Source organism: Plantactinospora sp. B5E13, from assembly GCF_039871775.1.
Lineage (GTDB): Bacteria > Actinomycetota > Actinomycetes > Mycobacteriales > Micromonosporaceae > Plantactinospora.
Window position 1 is genome coordinate 15,365 of sequence record NZ_JBDPLT010000057.1, and the last position, 23,141, is coordinate 38,505.

General features: G+C 73.2%; 15 protein-coding genes. 4 read left to right on the forward strand and 11 right to left on the reverse strand.

Annotated elements, in window-relative coordinates; genetic code table 11:
* Positions 1-18 precede the first annotated feature (18 nt).
* The 6 genes from ABGB05_RS32300 to ABGB05_RS32325 are packed head-to-tail and all read right to left on the reverse strand — an operon-like array spanning position 19 to position 7,571.
* On the reverse strand, positions 19-1,152 hold the full coding sequence (locus tag ABGB05_RS32300; RefSeq protein ID WP_347657742.1) for a glycosyltransferase: 1,134 nt from the start codon (positions 1,150-1,152) through the stop codon (positions 19-21).
* A gap of 17 nt (positions 1,153-1,169) precedes the next feature.
* On the reverse strand, positions 1,170-2,702 hold the full coding sequence (locus ABGB05_RS32305; RefSeq protein ID WP_347657743.1) for a lipid II flippase MurJ: 1,533 nt from the start codon (positions 2,700-2,702) through the stop codon (positions 1,170-1,172).
* Complete coding sequence (locus ABGB05_RS32310; protein WP_347657744.1) at positions 2,699-3,907, reverse strand: glycosyltransferase family 4 protein; 1,209 nt, start codon at positions 3,905-3,907, stop codon at positions 2,699-2,701. Before ABGB05_RS32310 ends, ABGB05_RS32305 begins: the two co-directional genes overlap by 4 nt.
* Positions 3,904-4,941: a glycosyltransferase gene (locus ABGB05_RS32315; protein WP_347657770.1), complete on the reverse strand. Its 1,038-nt coding sequence runs from the start codon at positions 4,939-4,941 to the stop codon at positions 3,904-3,906. The genes ABGB05_RS32310 and ABGB05_RS32315 overlap by 4 nt, the downstream gene beginning before the upstream one ends.
* The gene (locus ABGB05_RS32320; RefSeq protein ID WP_347657745.1) at positions 4,871-6,343 is read right to left on the reverse strand and encodes an O-antigen ligase family protein; all 1,473 of its coding nucleotides are present in this window, start codon (positions 6,341-6,343) and stop codon (positions 4,871-4,873) included. The genes ABGB05_RS32315 and ABGB05_RS32320 overlap by 71 nt, the downstream gene beginning before the upstream one ends.
* Complete coding sequence (locus tag ABGB05_RS32325; protein WP_347657746.1) at positions 6,336-7,571, reverse strand: glycosyltransferase; 1,236 nt, start codon at positions 7,569-7,571, stop codon at positions 6,336-6,338. Before ABGB05_RS32325 ends, ABGB05_RS32320 begins: the two co-directional genes overlap by 8 nt.
* A gap of 306 nt (positions 7,572-7,877) precedes the next feature.
* Here ABGB05_RS32325 and ABGB05_RS32330 point away from each other — a divergent pair, with 306 nt between their 5' ends.
* The gene (locus ABGB05_RS32330; protein ID WP_347657747.1) at positions 7,878-9,146 is read left to right on the forward strand and encodes a DUF1800 domain-containing protein; all 1,269 of its coding nucleotides are present in this window, start codon (positions 7,878-7,880) and stop codon (positions 9,144-9,146) included.
* Positions 9,146-10,399: a DUF1501 domain-containing protein gene (locus ABGB05_RS32335; RefSeq protein WP_347657748.1), complete on the forward strand. Its 1,254-nt coding sequence runs from the start codon at positions 9,146-9,148 to the stop codon at positions 10,397-10,399. The genes ABGB05_RS32330 and ABGB05_RS32335 overlap by 1 nt, the downstream gene beginning before the upstream one ends.
* Positions 10,400-10,468: 69 nt before the next feature.
* Here ABGB05_RS32335 and ABGB05_RS32340 read toward each other — a convergent pair whose 3' ends face one another.
* On the reverse strand, positions 10,469-12,028 hold the full coding sequence (locus tag ABGB05_RS32340) for an exopolysaccharide biosynthesis polyprenyl glycosylphosphotransferase (protein ID WP_347657749.1): 1,560 nt from the start codon (positions 12,026-12,028) through the stop codon (positions 10,469-10,471).
* Between the two features lie 256 nt (positions 12,029-12,284).
* Positions 12,285-13,370 (reverse strand): LCP family protein, encoded by a 1,086-nt coding sequence (locus tag ABGB05_RS32345; RefSeq protein WP_347657750.1) that lies wholly within the window; start codon positions 13,368-13,370, stop codon positions 12,285-12,287.
* Between the two features lie 320 nt (positions 13,371-13,690).
* On the opposite strand from ABGB05_RS32345, the gene ABGB05_RS32350 reads away from it, so the two are divergent.
* Positions 13,691-15,943: an APC family permease gene (locus ABGB05_RS32350; protein ID WP_347657751.1), complete on the forward strand. Its 2,253-nt coding sequence runs from the start codon at positions 13,691-13,693 to the stop codon at positions 15,941-15,943.
* 100 nt (positions 15,944-16,043) lie between these two features.
* Complete coding sequence (locus ABGB05_RS32355) at positions 16,044-17,600, forward strand: protein kinase (protein WP_347657752.1); 1,557 nt, start codon at positions 16,044-16,046, stop codon at positions 17,598-17,600.
* 38 nt (positions 17,601-17,638) lie between these two features.
* Here ABGB05_RS32355 and ABGB05_RS32360 read toward each other — a convergent pair whose 3' ends face one another.
* The 3 genes from ABGB05_RS32360 to ABGB05_RS32370 all read right to left on the reverse strand — a co-directional run bounded on the left by ABGB05_RS32360 (position 17,639) and on the right by ABGB05_RS32370 (position 23,114).
* Positions 17,639-18,190, reverse strand: coding sequence for a DUF3558 family protein (locus ABGB05_RS32360; protein WP_347657753.1), 552 nt, complete (start codon positions 18,188-18,190; stop codon positions 17,639-17,641).
* Between the two features lie 60 nt (positions 18,191-18,250).
* Complete coding sequence (locus tag ABGB05_RS32365; protein ID WP_347657754.1) at positions 18,251-19,825, reverse strand: hypothetical protein; 1,575 nt, start codon at positions 19,823-19,825, stop codon at positions 18,251-18,253.
* Between the two features lie 94 nt (positions 19,826-19,919).
* Positions 19,920-23,114 (reverse strand): BTAD domain-containing putative transcriptional regulator, encoded by a 3,195-nt coding sequence (locus tag ABGB05_RS32370; protein WP_347657755.1) that lies wholly within the window; start codon positions 23,112-23,114, stop codon positions 19,920-19,922.
* Between the last annotated feature and the right edge of the window lie 27 nt (positions 23,115-23,141).

The following is a 23,141-nucleotide window of genomic DNA, read 5'->3' on the forward strand; positions in this document are numbered from 1 at the left end:
ACCGCCCGGGGGTGCCGGTCACCCCCGGGCGCCCGCCTCCAGCCAGGCGGTGATCCGGGCCGCGAACTCCCGGGTCGAGAACCGCTCGGCCGACGTCCTCGTCCGCTCCGCCGTCAGCTCCGGCAGCCGCCGGACGAGCGGCCCGTAGTCGCGCGGGTCCAGGGAGTCGACGAGGAAGCCGGTCTCCCCGTCCACCACCGTTTCCAGCAGGCCGCCCCGCCGCAGACCCAGTACCGGAGTACCGGAGGCCTGCGCCTCCACCGGGATGATGCCGAAGTCCTCGTGGACCGGGAAGAGCAGCGCCCGGGCACCCCAGTAGAGCCGGCGCAGCCGGGCCCGGTCCGGCCGGACCTCGAACGTGACCGGCACCGAGGCCCGCGCCGCGGCCCGACGCAGCTGACGCTCCTGTGGCCCGGAACCCGCGATGACCAACGGCAGTCCGGCGGCGTCCGCGATCGCGATGATCACCTCGAAGTTCTTGTACGGGATCCAGCGTCCCACCCCGAGCAGGTAGTCCCGGGACTGGTGCCGGTCCGCCTCGGGAGCGGCGGCGAAGAAGTCCACGTCCACCGGCGGGTTGATCACCTCCGCGTCGCGCCGCCAGTACCGGCGGATCCGGGCCTGGACCTCCCGCGAGTTCGCCGCGTAACCGTGCACGTGCCGGCTGAGCCGTACGTCGAGGGCCTGCAGGGCCCGGCGGGGCGGGACCAGCAGGGGATGCGCACCCCGCCCGTCGAAGGACGGACTCCAGACGTACCGCGCCGGCGAGTGGACGTAGCTCAGGTAGCGGGTCGGCCCGGGTGGACCGAGCCGGACGGTGTGCGCGAAGGCATGGCTGGAGGAGACCACCACGTCGAAGCGCTCCCGACTGAGCGTCCGCCAGACCAGGGGCATCAGGGGCAGCGCCGCCGCCTTCGTCCGCCGCAACGGGGTCTTCGCCAGCCACGACTCACGCAGCCCCGGCTCGTCGGCGTCACGGTCCTTCCAGAGCACGAACCGTTCGGCGTGCGGTACCTGTGCCGCGATCTGCCGGAAGACGTTCTCCGAACCGCCGGTGGCGCCGAACCACTCGTGCACCACGGCGACGGAACGCCCGGCGAGGCAACCGGCCGGCGTGTTCCGGATCTCGGGACCGTCCACGTGCGACTCCATCCTCGGTCCTCCTCTCGTCAGGGGGTCCGCCCGGCCCCGGTGAGCTGTCGCGCCCGGGCCCAGATGCCGACCAGGAAGGTACGACGCACCCCCGGCACCACCGCCGCGTAGCCGACCCAGACCAGCAGGATCCCGAGACCGGAGGCGAGCAGCCGGAGGATCCCGGGCCCGGCCAGCAGGTATCCCGTCAGCCCGGCGAGAACCGCACCGGGCAGCAGCACGGCGATCAGCCGCGCGCTGTACCCGAGCACCCCGAGCAGCCTGGCCGAGAGCAGGAACATCAGCAGCCCGCCGACCGAGGCCGCCGCCCCCAGGGTGAACGGCCCCCAGTGCCGGAACAGCAGCAGGTTGACCCCGGCGGCGGCGGCGAACGAGACCGCGTTCACCCACGCCACCCGGACGTTCGCGCCCCGGGCGTTGAGCACCTTGACCAGCGTGTATCCGATCACCTGGGCCCAGATGCCGAGGGCGAAGCCGAGCAGCAGCGTGGCGGAGACCTCCACCGCCCGCTGGTCGAACACGCCCCGCGCGTACAGCACGGTGACGATGCCGGTGCTGTTCAGGCTGAGGACCAGTGACAGCGGCACGGTCACGAAGAGCACCGGCGGCAGCAGGCGGCGCAACCCGCCGGCCACGTCCTCCGGGGCCATCCGGGCGAACGAGGCCAGCCCGGCCAGGCCCAGCGGTGCGGCGAGCAGGGCCATGCAGGAGTCAACGACAAACCGGGCGTACTCGGTGGCCGCCACCACCTCGACGCCGAGCAGCGAACCGACGGCCCGTTCGACCGCGATCGCCCCCTGCAGGATCACCGGCACCAGCAGCAGCGGTCGCAGGCGTCGCCAGAACTCGCCGAGCGCGATCCGGTAGGCGTCGCGGGGCACCGCCGGCTCGGCCGCCGCCTCCGTCGGTTCCCCGGGACCAGGGGGCCGCAGATAGCCCCGGCGCCGGATCCAGTACGCGCCCCAGGCGAGGAGCAGCAGGTACGGGACGGTGAAACCCCAGGCGAGCAGCGACACGTGCCCGGTCAGGTACGCCGCCACCGTGGCCCCGATCAGACCGAGACTCTGCACCGACGGGCGGAGGTTGATCAGTCGTACGTCGTCGTGCGCCAGCCCCACCAGGGTGTAGAGGTTGTACTGCACGTAGGCCGGTACCGAGAGCGCGGCGATGCCGAGCATCGTGGCGGCGAGGCGTGCGGTCCCCGGATCCAGGCCGGGCGCCAGCAGCGCCACCCAGTGCTGCCGACCGAACAGGAGTCCGGCCACCAGCAGCAGTGAGAACCCGGTGAGCAGGGTCCGTACGGCCCGGTAGAGCACCAGGGCCATCGCCGGCCGCTCCTGCCGGTACCGGACGTACTGCGGCAGGAACCCGGCCGAGAGCGCGTCGGCGGTGAAGAAGTTGATCGGGACCAGGGTGGCGGTCAGCGACACCCGGTTCGCCGCCACCACCCGACCCGCACCGAAGAGCGCCGCGAGCAGGACCTCACGGACCAGGCCGAGCGCCTTGCCGGTCAGGCCGCCGAGCACCAGCCGGAGGAAGATCCTGGTCACGGTGTCCCGGACCCGCCCCGGAGCTCCGCGAGCAGGGACAGGTAGCTGCGGGCGCAGTGGTCGAGGGTCAACTCCCCGGGCAGCAGACTGGGTCGGCCACCGTCCGGGCGGGGCACGGCGGCCAGCACCTCGGCGAGCCGACCGGCGTCGCCGGGGTCGACCTCGTGCAGCACCGGGCCGAGCGCGGTCTGCCCGGCCGTACCCGGCCCGGCCGCCCCGGTCGGCACCACACAGGGCAGCCCGCTGGCCAGCGCCTCCAGGATCGCCATCGGCAGCCCGACCTCGAGGCGCGCCGTCGTCAGCAGGGCGAGGTCGGCCGCCGCGTAGTAGCGGTGCACCCCGTCCGGCGGCACCCGCCCGACAAACGTCACCAGTTCCGCCAGCCGCAGGTCGCGGACCAGGCCACGCAGCCGCGACTCGTCCGGCCCGTCACCGACGAGCAGGAACCGGAACCGCTGACCCGCACCCTGGTCGCGGAGCACCGCCGCCGCACGCAACGCCCGGTCCAGCCGTTTCTGCACGTGCAGCCGGCCGACACAGCCGACCACGGTCACCCCGTCAGCGATGCCGAGCTCGGCCCGTACCGCCCGCCGCGCCGGCAGGTCGAATCCGTGATCGGCCGGACGTACCCCGTTCGGGATCAGCGCGACCCGGCCCGGCGGAACCGACCAGCGCTGTGGGGACGCGACAAGCGACTCCGCGACCCGGGCGCCGACCGCGACGATCCGGTCGAAGTCCCGGTACCGGACCAGGTCCCGGACCAGCCAGGCGGCGTTCTTGGGCGCGGTCGCCAGCGAACGGAGGTCCCGGGCCCGCAGTTTCGACCCGATCTCCATCATGGACGTTCCGTGTGCCTGCAGGACGAACGGCGTCCACGGCTGCCGGGCCCTGGCCCGGATCACGGCGTAGCCGCCGGCGCTCACCGACAGCACCGCGGACGGCGGCGCCGGCAGCGAGGTCCAGTAGTCGCGGGAGCGGCGCCACCAGGCCGGCGAGTACCGGCCGGGCCGGGTCGCCGGCAACGGCACGACCTCCACCCCGTCGGCGGAGAAGCTACCCGACCGGTTCGGGATGTGTGTGGTGACGACCCGGACCACCGGCACGGTCCGGGCCAGTTCGGTGGCGAGGCTCCAGGCGAGGGTCTCCATCCCGCCGGTGTGGTGGAACGGGGTGGCGCGGGAGAAGATCAGTATCGACTCGATCATGTCAACGTCCCGTACAACAGTTCCAGCTTGTCGGTCTGCCGTCGCAGGTTGAACCGCTCGACGACGGTCGCCCGCCCGGCCCGGCCGAGTCGCCCGGCGAGATCCGGGTCACGGAGCAGCGCGGTCAGCCGCTCCGCGAGCCCGGCGACGTCCCGCTCGCCGACCAGGTATCCGGTCGTCCCGTCGGTCACCGCCTCACCGATGCCGCCGTGGTCGGTGCCGACCACCGGGCGGGCCGCGGCGGCCGCCTCCAGCACCACCGTCGGCAGCCCCTCCTGGTCGCCGGTGGTCGCGGTCAGACTGGGTACGCAGACCAGCCGGGACTCGCCCAGCTGACGGAGCGTCTCGGCGTGCGGTTGGGCGCCGAGGAACTCCACCGCCGCCCCCAGGCCCAACTCGCGGACGAGTTCCTCCAACGGTTCCCGCAGTGGGCCGTCCCCGACGATCACCAGATGCGCGTCGGGCACCGCCCGTCGCACCACCGCGAGGGCCCGGAGCAGGTCGGCGGTCCCCTTCTTCTCCACCAGCCGGGCCACGTGCAGGATCCGGGGTGCCGCGACCGTCCCGGCCGGCTGGATCAGCTCGACATCGACCCCGGTGGGCAGCACCACCAGCCGGTCCGCCGGATAGCCCCACTCCACGGCCCGGGCCCGGATGTGCTCGGAGACGCAGACGAACGTCGCCCCGGCGTCGAACAGCTCCGCGCGCCAGGTGACGTAGTTCACCCACGACGGTTTGCCGGAGGCGAGCAGCCGGGGCTTGGTGACCGTCACGTCGAAACCGTGCAGCGTGGTGACCAACGGCACTCCCAGGGCCCGGGCCAGCGGTACGGCGTAGACACCCTCGACCCCGAAGTGGGCGTGCAGCAGCCTGGTACCCCGCTCCCGCAGCACCCCGGCCAGCGGCCCGGGACGGCGGGTCAACGTGTACGACAACAGCGCCGCCCGGCCGAACCCCGACACGCTAACCGAGTCCGTGCCCGGCCGGCTCGGCACCTCGTCCCGGCCCACGAACAGCGGACGGAAGGTCCGCATCGCCAGCGCCTGGTTCACGATGAACGTCTCCGAGGGACGGAACTGCTGGTGACGCAGGATCCCGACGGTCGGGGTGGTGGGCACGGTCCTTCGATTCCTCCGCGACGGGCCGGACGAGACACACGAGCAGCAGTGCGACGACCGGGATCAGGTGGATGTCACCGAAGATGTCGGTGTTCTCGCCCAGACCCTGCAGCAGGATCCAGCCGAGCGCGGCGCCGGCGTAACCGAGGAACCGCTCGTCGGTCGTGTGCCGCCGTCGCAGGACGAGCCGACCGACGGCCACGAAGTACGCGACGGTCAGCCCGAGCCCGACGAGCCCGGTCACCGCCCAGGCACCGAGCAGGATGTTGTGCGGGGGCAGGATCCGCCACATGTCGTGCCGGTCGGCGTAGCCGGCGAACCCGGCGTCCCAGCCGCCGTACCCGAGCCCGAGGATCGGATGCTCCCGCATCGCCTCGCCGCCGAACCGCCAGATCTCCGCCCGTCCCACGAACGCCTCGGCGAGAGCACCGAGGAAGGCGCGGTTCAGCACCAGCAGCAGCACCAGGGCAACGCCGGCCACGGCGGCACCGACCAGCAGGTACCGGCGTACCACCGGGGTCGAACGGCGCAGGTGGTGCAGACCGTAGGCGGCCGCCGGCAGCAGCAGGACCAGCACGATGGCGGACTTCGACCCGGTGAACGGCACCGTGGCCAGGGCGGCCAGGCCGGCCAGGCGTACCCAGCGCGTGCCGGTGAGCCGGGACAGGGCGAGGGCGGCGAGACCGTTGATCCCGAGGAACATCGCCGCCACGTTCGCGTTGATGAAAAAGCCGCCCGCCTTGGCCGGGTCCAGCACGTTGTTCGGGTGGTCACCGAAGAGCGCGGCAACGGTGTTCTGTCCGGCGAAGAATCCGCCGACAGACCGCAGATAGGCGTCCTCCAGCCCGGGTGCCAGCCGGAAGAGCAGCACCAGGGCGGCCTCGGTGAGCACCAGCGGCCAGTACCACCGTTCGAGTCGGCGCAGTGCCGTACAGCCCTGACCGGAGACCAGCCCCATCAACAGCAGCATGCCGGCGAACTGGCCCAACAGGGTGATGTACTGCAGGCCGGCGCGCGGGTCGGGCGACCAGGCGAGAGCGACGACCCGGACCACCAGCAGCGCCAGGACGAGCCGGAACACACCGGTCCGGAGCAGGTCGCGGACCGTGCCGCCCCGGACGCCGAGCAACACCACCGGGGCCAGCGCAACGGTCGTCAGGGTGGCGAGCGAGATGTCCACGCTGCCCCGCGGCAACAGGTAGAACTGGGGTACGGCGAGGGCCACCGTCACCACGGCGAGCAGCGGATAGCGGTCGGGGGCGGGGGTCAGCCGGGCCAGGAGCGGGGCGAGACGTGCCGACAGTGCGCGGTCAGCCACGGTGACCCTCCCGGTGTGCCGGCGGGACCGTGCCGTCGCCGCCGGTGACGATGTCCCGCAGCACCGCGCCCCGGGACCGCCAGCCGAAGTCGCGGGCGTACCCGACCCGGGCGGCGATCTCCGGATCGGACTTCGGGGTGAGGGCACCGCGTACCCGGTCGACGAAGTCGTCGATCGAGTCGGCCACCTCGATGAAGTCCGTCGCCCCCGCCGCCCGGCGGACGTCCGGCACCGGGGTGCTGACCACGTCCAGGCCGGCGGCGAGGTACTCGTAGCACTTCAACGGGCTGACCCCGGTCGTGTAGGGGTTGAGCGCGTACGGCACCAGCCCCACCGTGCACCGGCCGGCCACCTCGGCGAGTTCGTCGACCCGGAGCACGCCCAGGTACGTCGCCCCGAGTCGGCGCAGTTCCGCCAGCTCCCGGTCGAAGCCTCCGCCACCGGCGGCGACCGGGCCGGCCAACAGCAGTTCACCCTCGCCGCGCAGGGCGACCGCCAGGGCGCGCAGCAGTGCGAAGTCCAGCTTGTGGGGTGACAGGTTGCCGGCGAACAGCGCCGCGGGCCGGCGGGCCCCGGTCGGCTGGCTGGCCGCGGCGAAGACGTCCACGTCGGCGACGTTCGGCAGCAGACGTACCTCGGGGAACCCGACCGTGGTCAGGTGGTCGACCACCGCCTGACTGGTCCCGATCGCCGGACGGGCGGTACCGGTGAGGTGCCGTTCGCCGGCTGCCACCGCGGCCCCGTCGATCCCGGGGAAGGCCGCCAACAGGTCGACGCAGTGGTAGACGGTCCGGTCGGCGTACCGCTCCAGCCCGTAGGTGACCGGGGTGAACGTCCAGAGCACCCGGGGGCGAGGGCTGTCCCGCCAGCGCGCCACCGCCCGTTCCAGCAGCACCCGGTTGACCAGTCGGGTCGGGCGGCGGTGCACCGGTACGACCAGGGGTGAGATGACGGTGGCCCGCTCCGGTACGGGTCGCTGGTCGCTGGCGACCGGTCGGTGTACCGAGTTGCGCAACCGGTGGGCCATCCTGGTCACGTCCCGACGGTCGAGTCTGATCCGACGTAGGCCGAGCGACTCGACGAAGTGGGTCTGGAAGGCGCGGGCGAACTCCCGCACCACGTAGTGCTGGTTGGTGGCGATGTGCGCGTTCCACTCGGCGGTGCCCAGCACCAGGATGGTCGGATCGGCGGACCCGGTGGGGTCGCCCGGCGCTCGTGTTGTCGTCACCCTGTCTCTTCCGGCCTTGTCAAGCGGCGTCACCGCGCCCGTCGAGGAGGACCAGGTCGACCGCGGCGCGGGCGGGGACCATGGCGACGCGGACCGCCGGCGATGCCGGTGGCTGCGACGTGGGTAATCCTGTCAGGGTGACGAGAGGTTCCACTGAGGCACCTTAGGGCAGGTGTCAAAGTCGTCGCAGCCCCCGTCGGCCCCCACCCGCCGGGTCAGGTCCGCCCTCCCCTTTCCGCGGTCCCGACCATCGGCGGACGGGCGGATGTTTGCCGCTCGGCCTGGACGTCGCCTATGTTTTCTGTCATGACGGACGACGTCGCGCTGCTGCTGCGTCGCGCCGGTTTTGGACCCACCGCCGCCGAACTGAGCGCGGCGCGACAGTCGGGATACGCCGCCACCCTCGAGCGGTTGGTCACGCCACCGGGCCCGGACGTCGGGGCGAGCAGCGCCCCGCTCCCGGACATCGGCCCGGATCCGCACGCCAACCTGCCGAATCCGACCCGCGCCCAGCACGAGCGGGCAGACCGGATGCGCAAGGCACAGGCGGAACGGATCGAGCGGTGGTGGCTGGACCGGATGGCGGTCGCGGACCACCAGGCACGGGAGAAGCTCGTCTTCTTCTGGCACGGCCACTGGGCCACGTCGGTGGACAAGGTGTGCAGCGCGCAGTTCATGCTCACCCAGCACCGCACCTTCCGGACCGCCCGCGACGTCGTCGACCTGGCCCACCGGATGGTCGAGGACCAGGCGCTCATCTACTGGTTGGACGGACAGCACAACAAGAAGGACGCGCCCAACGAGAACCTCGCCCGGGAGCTGTTCGAGTTGTTCCTGCTCGGTATCGGCAGGTACACCGAGCGCGACGTGAAGGAGGCGGGCCGGGCGCTCACCGGCTGGCGGGTGATCCTGGAACAGGAGACCCCGGTCTTCGACCGGCAACGCCACGACCCGGGCACCAAGACGATTCTCGGGGTGACCTCCCGGTTCACCGCGCACAGTCTGGTCGACCTGCTGCTGAACCATCCGGAATGCCCCCGGTTCGTCGCCTCCCGGCTCTGGTTCCGCTACGCCTCCTCGACCGAACCGGTCCCGGAGCGCACCCGGGACCGGATGGTGGAGGCGTTTCCCGATCCGATGCGGATGCTCCGCGCCCTCTTCACCGACGAAGCCTTTCCGGCCACCGCGAACGGCCTGGTCAAGCAGCCGGTGGAGTGGCTGGTCGGCGCCATGCGCCAGCTGGGACTGCGGATGAGCGGTCTGTCGGTGGAGGTGGCCACGGACCTGCTGTGGAAGATGCGGGTGCTCGGCCAGCTCCCGTTCGCACCGCCCAGTGTCGGGGGCTGGCCGGCCGGCACCGCCTGGCTGACCTCGGCCGCCGCGCAGTCCCGGATCACCCTCGCCGGCAGGCTCGCCGACCTCGTCCGGCCCACCCGGCTGACCCCGGAGGGACTGGCCCAACTGCTCTGCCTGCCCGGCTGGACGAACCGGACCTACGAGGTGCTCCGGACCGTGCAGGACCCACGCCAACTGCTGGTCCTCGGCCTGAACAGCCCGGAATACCTGGTGACCTGATGGACGCGTTGACCCGACGACGGTTCCTCCTGGCCTCCGGGGTGACCGGGGCCGCGGCCCTGGCCGCCGGCGGCGCCACCCTCGGTCTCGCCGAACTGCTCCGCAAAGGCCCCGACCCCACCGCGACCGGGCCCGACCAGAAACTCGTGCTGGTCACCCTGTACGGCGGCAACGACGGGTTGAACACCGTGATCCCGTACGCCGACAGCCGGTACCACTCGGCCCGCCCCGAGCTGGCGTACGACCCCGAGCAGGTGCTGCCGCTCGACGACCGGCTCGGACTCAATCCGAAGCTCACCGGTCTCAAGCGGCTGTGGGACGACAAGCGCCTCGCGGTCGTCCTCGGCGTCGGCTACCCCCGACCGGACCGCAGCCATTTCCGGTCGATGGACATCTGGCAGACCGCCTCACCAGCGGAACCCATCTACAGCGGCTGGGTCGGACGATGGCTGGACGGGACGAAGGCGAGCCCGGAGGCGGCGGTCAGTTTCGAGCCGGCGTTGCCGCCGCTGCTCGCCGGCGAGACCCGGGCCGGCGCGTGCGTCAGCCTCAACGGGCTCAAACTGCCGTCCGGACTGGCCCCGGAGCGGCTGGCCGCACTCGGCCGGGCGGAGCCGGGCGAGCCGGCGATGCAGGCGCGGGCCGCCGCCGCGTACACCGATCTGCTCCGGATCGACCAGCTGATGCGCGAGCCGTCCCCGGCGGGCGATCCGACCGGACCAGGCGACATCCCGCCGATGCCGGCCACCGGCACCGGCGGCTCCAGCGCGCTCGCCGCCCAGCTCACCGCGGTCGCCCGGTGCGTCGAGGCCGGCGTACCGACCCGCGTCTACTCGGTGAGCCTCGGTGGCTTCGACACCCACGCCGAGGAGCGGGCCGGTCACGAGATGCTGCTCGGCCAACTGGACCAGGCGCTGACCGGGTTCGTCGACCGGATGGCCCGGACCGGGGCGGGCCGCCAGGTGACCGTGCTGGTCTACAGCGAGTTCGGCCGACGGGTACGCGCCAACGCCTCGGACGGCACCGACCACGGCACCGCCGGACCGGTCCTGGTGCTGGGCGCCCAGGTCGCCGCCGGGCTCTACGGCGAGCAGCCGAGCCTGGCCGATCTGGACGACGGTGACCTGAAGGCCAACGTCGACTTCCGGCAGGTGTTCGGCACGGTCATCGGCTCGGTGCTGCGGGCCGACCCGGGACGCTACCTGCCCGACTTCCAGGTCACGCCGCTTCCGCTCTTCCTACCGGCGGGTTGACGGCGGCGCGCCGTGTGCGCGGGCGGGACACCGGCCGGCCCCGGCCGCGGCACCCGACGCCGGGAACGGTCAACGCCCCCGGCCGCCGAGCACCTCCCCGACGGTCCGCAGCAGCACCTTGACGTCCAGCCAGAGCGACCAGTTCTCGATGTAGTAGTTGTCGAACCGGGCCCGGTCGGAGATCGGGGTGTCGCCCCGCAGGCCGCTCACCTGGGCCAGCCCGGTCAGCCCGACCGGCACCCGGTGTCGCATCGCGTAGTCGGGGTGCTCGGCGCTGAACTTCGCCACGAAGTACGGACGTTCGGGGCGGGGGCCGACCACCGTCATGTCACCTCGCAGGATGTTCCAGAGCTGTGGCAACTCGTCCAGCGAGGTACGGCGCATGAAACGGCCGATCGGGCCGACCCGGTGGTCCTCAGCGATGGACCAGGTCGTCGCCGCCTCCTCGTCGTCCCGGGGGCGCATGGTCCGGAACTTGATGACGTGGAAGGGGCGGCCGTACTGGCCGATCCGTACCTGCCGGAACAGGATGCCGCGTCCACCCTCCAGGAGGGTCAGCAGGGCGCAGAGCAGCACGACCGGGCTGAGCACGATCAGCGCGACCGCGGCGAGGACGATGTCGAACGCCCGCTTGAGCAGCCAACGCGGACCGGACAGGGTGGTGTGCCGGACCCGGACCACCGGAATCGCCCCGATGTGGTCGGGCAGCCCGCCCGGGGAGTGGGAGCCCCACAGCCGCTGGACGGCCCAGAGGTCACACCGCGCGCTGGCCGGACGTCGCAGCAGCTCCATCAGCGCGGACTCGGCGCAGTCGGGCTCGGCGATGATCAGCACGTCCGACTCGGTGGTCAGGATCCGTTCCTCGAGGTCGTCGAGGGTGCCGATGAGTGGGATGGCGCCGGGCCCCGATCGGGGGGTGGCGTCGACACAGCCGACGAACCGCAGCCCGTAGCGGGGGTTACGGCGCAGCAGCCGGGCCAGTTCGGCGGCGACCGGACCACCGCCGATGATGATGGCGTTGTGTTCCACCCAGCGGCGTCGGCGGGCCGTGACGACCAGGGTGCGGGTGACCGCACGGCCGACGATCACCAGGCCGGCGGAGAGCGCGACCCCGCGCATGAAACCGGCCATGTACTCCACCGAGTTGTGCCGCAGCGCGGCGATGATCGCCACGATGGCGGCCGACGCGAGCAGCCGTCCACAGAGGTTCGGCAGTTCGTCGAGGATGCTCATGTGCCGGCGGCCGCGATAGAGCCCGCCGGTGGCGAAGATGGTGACGGTGAACACCGCGGTGAACAGGGTCCCCCGCCAGTAGCGGTCGGAGAGTACGAGCGGTGCCAGCAGGGCGGCGAAATCCACCGGTGCGGTCAGCATCCAGGCACGCAGCCGGCGGGTCCGGGTGGAGGCGACGGAACCGGCGTACGGCAGCACCGCCGTGGTGTCGAGGCCCGGACGGGGTGGGGGATCCGGGACTCGACCGTCGCCGTCCTGGCGGGGGCGTGGGATCTCCGGCGTGGGGCCGGGCGGTGTCCTCGTCTCCGGCGGGCCGTCCGCGCCGGTCGGGACGCCAGGGTCGGCGACGGGCCACTCCCCTGGCGCGCCCTGCTGCGTCGTCGCCCTGCTCACCATTGCAAGGACCTCCCCCATGGCATCGGCACGACCCGTGGCGCGGCGGGTGACCGTCAGCAGGATACGACCACGCGCGCCGCGCTGTCAGAGTCGTATCCCACGGTCCTCTACCACTCGGCGCGATGGCGGGACCGACGTTTTCCGCCATCGCGCCGAATGTCCATACGTCGATGGATGTACGGGTCGAGGCTAACCACCGCCCGCCACCACGCCGGGTGACGACCTTCGACCGGTGGCTGGCCGGACGGCCCGACGGCTACTTGGCGGCGCCGAGGATCTCCGGCACCGCGTCGCGACGGACCGCGTCGTAGAACTTCTCGGCCTTGTTGTCGTCCGCGAACACCACACTCTCGGTGCCGACCCGACCGGTGCCCCGGGACGGGCTGGTGACGAAGGTGAGGTTGCCGCTGCGCAGGTGGCGCAGCTCCATGCCCAGGTCGAGCAGGGAGAGGGTCTTGTCGACCGAGACCGAGTCCGCGGACGCCTTGACAAAGGCGTTGAGTTTGGCGGGGTTGGCCAGGGTGCCGCCGGAGACGGCCTTGTCCAGGATGGCCCGGATCACCTGCTGCTGGTGACGGATCCGGGCGAAGTCGCCGTCCGCGAAGGCGTACCTCTCCCGCGCGTAGTCGAGCGCTTCGGCACCGTCCATCACCTGCTTGCCCTGTGGGAACTCGCGACGGCCGCCGGGCAGCAGGGAGTGGGTGGAGGTGAACCCCTTCTCCACGTTGATCTCCACGCCGCCCAGCGCGTCGACGATCTCCTTGAAGCCGGCGAAGTCGACGAGCGCCACGTGGTCGATGCGGACCTTGGTGAACTTCTCCACCGTCTGCACCATCATCGGGATGCCGCCCCAGGCGTACGCCGCGTTGATTTTGGCGTCCCGGCCACCCCGTTGCCCGTCCTTGCTCTTCGGCACGTTGACCCAGGTGTCCCGGGGGATCGAGATGAGCTGCGCGCTGGACCGGTCCTTGGGCAGGTGGGCGAGGATGATGGTGTCGCTGCGGGAGCCGCCGGTGTTCTCCGGATCCCGGGTGTCACTGCCCAGGATCAGGATGTTCTTGGCGTCCTGCGCCACCTTGACCGGCCGTGACTCCTCGGGCACCTGGTCGAACGCCTCGACGCGTTCGATGCCCGACTCCACCGAGCGGACGTAGAGTCCCGCCGCGACCGCGCCGCCACCGCCGAGCAGGGCCAGCACCAGGAGTGTGATGAGGACGATCCGACGGGCCCGTCGACGCCGTGGCTTCGGCTCGGGGGTCGGTTCGGCGGTGGGGTCCGCCGCGGTGTCGAGCTCGGTTTCTTCCGGGGAACCGGACTTCTCGACGTGTGTGTGGCCAGGCATGGCTCGATGCTACTGAGGACGGCAAATCCTCCACTGCCCCGTACCCGGCCCGTGATCGCATTCGCAAGCACCTGTCGTCGGACGCGCCCGGCTCCGGCGGGTCGGCCGCCTCGGGGTGGGTCGGCCGCCCCCACCGACTGCCCGTTGCGCCGAAGCCCGATCCCCCGCCGGCCGGACGTGGTCCCGACCCCTGGTCGGGCCACGTCCGGGTCCGCCGCCCGCACCCGGTCCATACTTTCCGGCCCGGGAATCGCCATTCCCCCGGCACGGACGGGCCGGATCGGTGACAGTGCGAGACGGGACGGGAGGAGGAGCGGGGCATGGCGGGCCGGCAGCGGGCGGGGCGGGACCGGGACGGTACGCCGCCGCCGGAGGGCCCGAGCAACGTCTTCAGCCCGTCCGCCGAGTTCCCGCCGCTGAACGAGGCCGAGCTGACGGCGCTGCGGGAGGTCGGCCGGGCGTGGGGGGCCGCGCTGCGGGGTCGCCCGAAGGGTGACACCGAACTGCCGCTGGATCCGAATCTCGAGCAGCACGACCACCAGCCCACGCCCAGCCGGTTCGGCCGGTTCGCCCGGGTCGAGATGTTCCGGACCGGGCGTCAGGGGGAGTTGACCGCGACCGGCACGGAGAACGTCTCCCGCAGCCGTCTCGGCCGGGTCGCCGGCCGGGTCCGTCGCCGGCTGTTGGGCCCACCGCTGGCCAGCGCCGCCGTGCTGCAGGAACGCATGCGGAAACTGGTCGCCCTGCCGGTGCTCTCCTCCGACCTGCTCTCCTCGGTCGCGTACGGGCCGGAGGCGATGCTCGCGGTGCTGGTGCTGGCCGGCAGCGACGCGCTCCGGCTCTCGCTGCCGATCGCCGCCGCCCTCGTCGTGTTGATGATCGCGGTCGGTACGTCGTACCGGCAGACCGTCTACGCCTACCCGCACGGCGCCGGCTCCTACCTGGTGGCCAGCGACAGTCTCGGACCCCGGCTCGGCCTCACCGCGGCCGCCGGCCTGATCCTCGACTACGTGCTGACCGTCTCGGTCTCGGTCGCGGCCGGGGTCGGCGCGATCACCTCGGCGCTGCCCGGGCTGACCCCGTACACCGTGCCGATCGGGCTGCTGGTGATCGCCGCGCTGCTCGCCGGCAACCTGCGCGGGGTGCGGGCCGCCGGCAAGCTCTTCGCCGCGCCGACGTACCTCTTCATCGCCGCCATCGGGCTGCTCTTCGCGGTCGGGCTGGCCCGGGCGGCCGGCCGGGGCTTCGAGGCCGTCCCGCCGCCACCGGTGGGCGCGGTGGAGGGCCTCGGGCTGCTCGTCGTGCTTCGGGCCTTCGCCTCCGGCGCGGCGTCGATGACCGGCATCGAGGCGGTCGCGGACGCGGTGCCGGCCTTCCGACCGGTCGAGTGGCGACAGGCCCGGACGACGCTGACCTGGATGGTCGGCATCCTGGTGGTGCTCTTCGCCGGACTCACCCTGTTGATCGACGTCAACGGCCTGGTGCCCCGGGACGACGAGACGCTGTTGTCCCAGCTCGCCCGGCACACCTTTCCCAGCGGTCCGTGGTACGCGGTCATCCAGGCGGCCACCACGCTGGTCCTGCTGCTCGCCGCGAACACCGCCTTCAACGACTTTCCCCGGCTGCTGTTCTTCATGGCCCGGGACGGCTACGCGCCCCGCCGCTTCCTGCACATGGGCGACCGGCTGGCGTTCAGCAACGGCATCGTCGCGCTGGCGGTCGCGGCAGCGTTGATCTTCGTCGCCTTCGGTGGCTACACCCAGTCGCTGATCCCGCTCTACGCGGTCGGGGTCTTCCTCGCCTTCACCCTCTCGCAGAGCGGCATGGTGATGCACTGGCGCAGAGGCCGGGCCCGCCACTGGCGGCGCCGGGCGACGGTGAACGCGGTCGGTGCGGCGCTCTGCGCGATCGTCCTGGTCACCGCGGCGATCACCAAGTTCGCCGACGGTGCCTGGGTGGTGGTGGTCGCGGTGCCGCTGCTGGTCCTGCTCAGCCTGCACATCCGGTCGCACTACGACGCGATGCGCCAGGCGCTGACCGTCTCCACCACGCCGGACGCCACGTTGTCGGCCCGGCCGGACCGGCACACCGGCCCGGCCGGGCTGCCGGAACAGGCCGGCGAGTCCCCCGGCGGCGGTGACCTCGGGGTCGACCTCACCCCGGCCGAGGTACGTCACCTGGTGGTGGTGCCGGTGGCCCGGATGAACCTGGCCGCGCTGCGCGCGCTGGCGTACGCGACCTCGCTCGGGCAACCGGTCTTCGCCGTCCACCTGAGCCCCGAACGGGAGGAGGCGGACCGGTTCCGCCGGCAGTGGGAGGTCTGGGGCAACCACCTGCGGCTGGAGACGATCATCTCGCCGTACCGGGCGGTGATCGGCCCGCTGGCCCAGTACGTCGGCGCGCTGCACGCGGCCCGTCCGGAGGTGACCCTCACCGTGGTGGTGCCGGAGCTGGTGGTCCGACACCTGTGGCACCAACTGCTGCACACCCGTACCGAACTGCGGCTGCGCCGCGCCCTGCGGGACCTGCCCGGGGTCGTGATCACCAGTGTTCCGGTCCACGTGCCGGAATAGCCGTCCCACCTCGTCGGACCTGTGTACGGGGGGCAACAAGCCGGTCACACCCCCGGCGTGTGGGCCGGCTGGGCCGATGCCGATTCGCCAGACTGTCGGGGTGGAAGCGCAGCAGGTGCTCGGCGGCCGTTACCGGCTGGAGGAGCAGCTCGGCCAGGGTGGCATGGCGGTGGTGTGGCGGGCCCGGGACGAGGTGCTGGGGCGGTCGGTGGCGGTGAAACTGCTCGCCGGCCCGCACGCCCGTGACCCGGTGTCCCGGCGGCGGATCCGGCACGAGGCGCGGGCCGCCGCCGCGCTCTCCCACCCGAACATCGCCCAGGTGTACGACTACGGCGAGTCGGTCACCGGTCTGACCTGCCTGCCGTACGTGGTGATGGAACTGGTGCCGGGCCCGACCCTCGAGCAGAGGATCGCCGCCGAGCCGGTGCCACCGAAGCTCGCCTTCCGGATCTGTGCCGAGGTGGCGGCGGCGCTGACCGCGGCGCACACCCAGGGCCTGGTGCACCGCGACATCAAACCCGGCAACGTCCTGCTGCCGCCATCCGGCGCCAAGGTCGTCGACTTCGGCATCGCCGCCGCGGTGAGCCCGGACAGCGAGGCGGCCGAGTGGGGTGACGAACTGCTCGGCACCCCGGGCTACCTGGCCCCGGAGCGGATCACCGGCGACGCGGTCGAGCCGGCGTCGGACGTCTACGGCGTCGGCCTGCTGCTCTACCGGCTGCTGACCGGAAAGCTGCCGTGGAGCACCGAGACCGCGACCGAGATGCTCCGGGCCCACGTGTACGTCGCCCCACCACCGCTGCCCGGGCTGCCCGGGGTGCCGGCCCGGGTGGTCGAGCTGTGCCACCGCTGCCTGGCGAAGGAGCCGGCGCAGCGGCCGACGGCACGTGAGGTCGCCGCCGTCCTCGCCCGGGCGGCCGGGGTCCGGGTCGTCCAGGACGAACCGGCGTACGCGGCCGCGTCGACGACCGCCGAGGGCGAAGCGTCCACCGTGCTGGTGCCCCGCGCGGGGGGCGGCTCCGCCGGGGCCGGTCAGCCCCGGCGCCCACGCCCGATCGCCCTGGCCGGTACGGCGGCCGGGATGGCCGGGGTGCTCGTCGCCGGTCTGCTGCTCTGGCTCGCCGAACCCCTCGGTTTCCACCAGGGGCCCCGGGGTGGTCCGGTCCCGCCGGCGCCGCCCGGCCAGTCGACCAACCCCAGACTGCCGGAGACGACACCCCGGGTCGGTACGTCCCTGACCCCGCCGCCGGGCAGCGGACCGATGATCGCCGGCGGGTCCGAGGCCCGGTCCGGCCCGCCACTGCCGTCGTCGGGTGCGATGGGGCAACCCCCGGCCAGTCCGATCGACCTGGCCACCACCGCGCCGGAGACCGGGATTCCGGCGACTCCGGCGGAACCGTCGTCGCCAGAACCGTCACCGACGGTGGAACGGACGTTGGACTCCGCCGGTGGTTCGGTCCGGGCGTCCTGCACCGCCGACGGCGAGGCCCGGCTGCTGTCCTGGACAGCGACGTCGCCGTACCGGGTGGAGCAGGTCGAGCCAGGACCGGCCCGGTCGACGACGGTCACGTTCCGGCACGGCAACCGGACCGTCCGGATGACCGTCACCTGCCGCGACGGGGTGCCGACGGCGGCGGTGTCCAGCGCGTCGGACTGACCGGTGCGCCGACCCCGGGTACGGAGCCGGCACCTCCGTCAGAGCCGGCCGGCGACCGTCCGGGCGAGTTCCTCGAGCGGTTCGCGGTTCTCCTTCGGGTCGTTGAGCAGGGTCAACCGGAGCGCCACCCAGACGCCGCCCTTGTTGAGGAAGACCGCCCCGTCCTCGGCCCAGGCCTCGTCACCGATGCCGGTGAGCGGCCAGATCTCGTGGTCGAGTTCCCGTTCGATGTCGAGGAACTTCTTCGCCCCGTCTCCGACGAAGACCTCGACCTGGGCGGTCGGCCCGGTCACCGGGCCGGTCCAGGTGCAGGTCTCCCGGACCGGCACCGGGTCGTCCAGCGGGGTGCCGGCGAGCTTCTCCGCCTCCTCGTCGGTGACGAGTGCGCAGGGATCCACCTCGGCCGCGGGCGGCTGCGCCGGGGTCGGCTCCCCCGCCGGCTCGGCGGCGGCGGTCGCGGGCGGGCTGTCGTCGGCGACCGCCGGTGGGTCGTCGCCGGTCAGCCGGCCACAGCCGAGCGGCCCGACAACCACGAGTACGGCCACCGCCGCCAGCGCCAGGCGACCACGGACCCCGGTTCGAATGACCATCAACCTTCCTTTCACCCTGAGCCGATGCGACGCGACACGGCTCACGCTGAGCCGCACGGCTCATCCGAAGCCGACGCAGAGCGGCACGGCCGGCAACGTCTGGGCGGCCCGGTGGATGGGCCAGAGTCGTTCGCTCTCCAGCTCGAACTTGACCGTCTTGGGCAGCAACTTCCGCAGCGCCGCCGAGGCCGTGGAGGAGAGGTTCACGCCGGCACCGCCGCCCACCTTGGCGTTCAGGCTCGCCTGGACACACCGGGTCAACGGGGCGCCGAGCGCCGACCCGTTGGTGACGCCGATGTCGACCACGAGCTTGGCGTACAGGCCGGCGAAGGCGGCCGGGATGCCCAGCCCGAGCCCCATCTTCACCTCGACCGCGAAGGCGAGGCCGCTGGGCCCGATCGAGATCCCGGTGACCGAGTCCATGATGCTCTTCACCACCGAGAGCGTCGGTTTCCGCGGCGTGCCGTCGACCACGCCGAGGGTGCCGTTGACGGCCCACTCGCCGGCCGCCTGCACCGTGGTGTTCTTGCCGCTGAGGCCGGTGGCGACGATGAACTTCCAGGTGTTGCTGTAGACCAGCGGCTCGCCGGGGATCTGGAAGTTCATCTCGACCGGCACCTCGATCCGGACCTTCCGGTTGTCGTCGGCGCCGTTCGCGGCACCGGCGGAGATGTCGACCGAGATGCTCCTCACCCCGTCGACCGCGAACGTCGAGCTGCCCAGCGCCCCGTTCACGATCGACATGGCGCTGCGGATCCGGAGCTGGTCGACGTTCATCGCGAAGTCGATGTAGACCTTGAGGTTCTCGTTGGCGGCGTACCCGATCTTGAGGCCGAGCTTGCCCGGAACCCGGTACGGCTGTGCCTCCCACTCGCCGACGCTGACCGTGAAGTTCCGCTCCCGGGCCGGCGGCAACCGCCCGCCGGCCGCCGGGGCGAGCCGGACCGGATCCAGGGCGAGCACGGTCTCCGCCTCGTTGCCGCCGGACAACGCACGGGCCGGTCCGGCCTGCCCACGCTGCCGCCCGTCGGCGAAGCCCCCGACCGCCGGCGACATACCCGCGACCGTCGGCGCCACCGCTGCGACCCTCGAGCCACGGTCGGCGCTGGAGAGGCCAACCGGAGTGGTGGCGTCGGCCGGCGGCCGCTCCCCCGTCGGCGTGCTCACCGCACCCGGCAGCTCCGGGACCTCCTGGTAGACCAGGGCCGCGTCGTCGAGTACCCGGTCGGACCGGAAGTCCGCGTCCCGGAAGACCTCGGTGAGGGTCACCGGGGCGAGCGTCACCGCCAGGTCGTCGCCGGCCGGGCGGACCTGCACCACCCGGCCGATCGCGCGGCTGGTGGCGTACATGATCCGGCCCGGTCCGAGATCGTCGGCGCCCGGGGCGTTCCGGTCGATGGTCCAGGTCAGTCCATCGGCGCTGGCGGCCCGGATCGCGTCCGGTCCGCCTTCGACGAGGACCACGTCCGGCTGGTACGTCACCGAACCGTCGCGTACCGGTCCGTACCCGTAGGTGCGGGCGGACGCGCCCCCGGTGACCCCGGTACCGCGGTCGGACCGGATCCCGCACGATCCGACGCCGACCGTCACCAGCGCCACCGCGAGGAGCGCCGCGGACCGTCGCCAACCGGACATGAACCTTCCCTCCGTACTCACCGTCGGGCAGGGCTACCGTCCCGGCGCGCGGCCTGCCGTCGCGCCATCATCGTCGGTGATGTTCGGGGGTGTTTCAGGAATCGTTCAGGTCGCCGATCAGCGTGGACAGTCCGTCCGGGAACGCCGCCGGCTCGACCTCGATCTCCCGCATCCGCCCGAGGTACTCGCGGTACCGGCGGGCCGCCTCGCCGTGTCGGCCGGCCGCGGACAGGGCGCTGACCAGCCCGAGGTGGGCCGACTCGTCGTAGCCGTCCTCGGTGGTCAGCCGCAGGTACCAGCCGACGGCGGACTCCGGCCGCCCCACCCGCAGGCAGCGCCGGGCGAGTCGGCGGATCGCCTCGCGGTGCAGTTCGGCGAGCGCGGCGCGGGGCCGCTCGACCCAGTCTCCGGTCACCTCACCGTCGTCGCAGAAGTCCCCGGTGTAGAGCGCGACCACCGCCTCCAGCCGGGCCAGGATCTCGACCCCGCCCGGCGGTTCCCGGTCGCCCGACCGGTCGGCGCCACCGACCGCCGTCCGGGCCCCCGGCAGGGTGGTGCTGTCCGCCGCGATGACGGCCCGGGCGGCGTCGTGGAACCGGACGGTGTCCAGGGCCACGTGTTGGGAATTGATCCTTACCGTCGCCGGATCGGTGCCCAGGTAACGGTCGGCCGGATGTCGACGGTCCGGGTCGAGTACCCCGCGTACCGTCGAGACCAGCACCGACAGTCGGCGCAGCGCCACCTCCGTCGGCACCTCCGGCCAGAGCACCCCGGCGAGCGCGTCCCGGGCCAGCGGCCGGCCGAGCTGGCCGGCCAGCACCTTGACCAGTTCGCGGGCCTTCCGGGACTGCCACGCCGTGGTCGGCACCGGCACGCCGGCCAGCCGGACCGCGAAGTGTCCCAGGGTCTGCACCGCGACCTCGGGGACGGGCGCCGGCCCGATCGCCGCGAGCGGCCCGGCGACATGCCAGGCCCCCTCCCGTACACCGAGCCGGTGCAACCGGTCCGCGGCGACGTCCTCGGCCAGCCGGTCGCCGGTCAGCCGGGCCCGCAGCAGTGCGTTCGTGGCGAGTCCGACCTCGTTGCCGACGTCCGCCCAGATCGCCGCCGCCTCGACGAGCCCGGCCGGGGTACGACCCCGACCCGACCCGGGTCCGGCGTTGCCGTCCACCCCGGACCGGCCCGCCGCGAGCGCCACCAGCTCGATCGCCTCGGCCAGCCCGGCGGAGTCCCGGCGTCGTCCCGCCTCGGCGCGGGCCCGTTCGCCGTGCGCCAGCGCGGTCGTCGGATCGCCGGAGCAGAGCGCGACCCAGCCGGCGGCGAGTTCGGCGGCGGTCGGTCCACCGGCGCTGGGCAGGGTCAACGCCTGCCGGGCGTAGTCGGCCGCGACAGCCGGATCGTCGGCGTACCGGCTCCGGGCCAGTCCCGCGCACGCCTCCACCAGTGCCTGGGCGTTGCCGTCCGGTTCGGCCATCGACCATGCCGCCTGGTAGGCGGCCACCGCCCGGCTGGTCGAGCCGCAGACCAGGTGCACCCGCGCGGTCAGCAGCAGCCCGAAGGCCGCCAGCGGTGAGCCGTCCCGCTGCCACAGGCTGAGTGCCCGGTCGGAGTCGGCCCGGGCCGGGCCGAGTTCGCCCAGACCCAGCCACGCCTCGGCCCGGTTGTGCAGGGCCAGGGCGAGCAGCAGGCGTTCCCCGGTTCGCTCGGCGAGCATAATCGCGGAGCCGAGTTCCTCGGTCGCTGCGCGGTACCGTCCCTCCTCGACGAGTCGGGACCCGATGTTGGCCCTGATCCGCAGCTGCTGGACGACGTCGCCGGCCCGTTCCGCCGCGGCCAGCGCCCGGGCGTACGCGTGTTCGTTGCCGGCCCGGTCCCCCTCGCTGAACGCGACCAGCGCCCGGGCCACGTACGCCGCGGCGAGCGCGGCGTCGTCCCGGCTCTGCTCGGCGACCCGGACGGCCTCGTCGGCGAGTTGCCGGGTCCGCTCCCGGTCGCCCCGGGCCCACCGGGCGGCTGCCCAGCCGGCGAGGACCTGGGCCCGGTCGGACCGGGCGGGCGGCGGGGTGCCGTCGGTCGGATCGGATTCCAGCACGGTCCGTTCGAACAGCGCCTCGGCGGCGTCGAAGTCGCCCCGGCGGTGTAGTACCCCGCCGAGTCGCCAGGTCAGGGCGGCCGGCAGCCGGGTCCCGTCCGGTACCGCCGCCAGGTAGCGCAACGCCTCGTCGGGTCTGTCGTCCCGGATCGCCGAGTCGGCCAGGGTCACGTCGACCTCCGGGATTCCACTCGGTCCCGCGGACAGGATCCGGGTCGCCCGGAGCGCGGACCGGCCGTCCTCGGGCCGGACCGGATCGGTGGACCGGTCGGCGGCAGCGGACGGGGCCGGGTCGGCGAGGCTCCGCAGCGCCCATTCTCGGACCGGGCCGAGCCGCCCGTCCGGATCGGGACCGCCGGCGCGTACCGCCGCCAGTGTCCAGAGCGCCAGCAGGTCACGCTCGGTCAGCGCGGCGAGGTCGGCGGGATCCAGCCCGGGTAGCGACCCGCCGAGCTGGTGCCGATCCAGCATCGGGGCCGGCGCCCCGGGCCGGGCGGCGGTCACCAGCCGGGCGGCGGACGTGACGACCGCCGGCCACCCGCCGGACTCGATGGCGATCCGTTCGACGACCGGGTCGGTGCCGGCCCGCATGGCGGCCAGCGTCCGACGGACCTCGGCCGGGGTCAGCGCGAGGTCGGCGGCGCCTATTTCGCCTAGTCGGCCGGCGGACCGTAGCGGCCCGACCGGAAACGGGGCCGGTTCCCGGCCGGCGAGGACCAGCACGAATCCTTCCGGCAGCCAGGTCGTGAGCACCCCGAGCAGTTCTGCGGCCGGTCCGGCGCCCAGCACCTGCAGGTCGTCCAGGACCAGCCGGACCGGACCGGTGGCGGCGGGCGCCGGCAGCGCGTCGAGCAGCCGGTCGGCGAGTTCGGCCGGGGTGGCCGGCCCGGTCGGGCCGCTGGGCACCGAGGGTGCCGCTCCCCCGGCGGTCACGGCCACCGGTCGCAGCGCCGCGACCAGCGCGGTGAGCAGCACCTGCGGGTCGCGGTCGGCCGGGACGAGGGTGTGCCAACCGGCCCGGCCCCGGGTCGCCCACTCCCGCAGCAGCGTGGTCTTGCCCGCGCCGGCGGGGGCGATGACGGTCACCAGCCGGCGACGGGCGAGTTGGTCGAGCCGCCGGAGCAGTCTCGGCCTGCCGGAGACGACCGGGCCGGGTCCCGCCCCGACATCCGGTGTCCACCCCCCACCGGTGGTCACGGGGACCAGGGTATCGCCGCCCGCCAC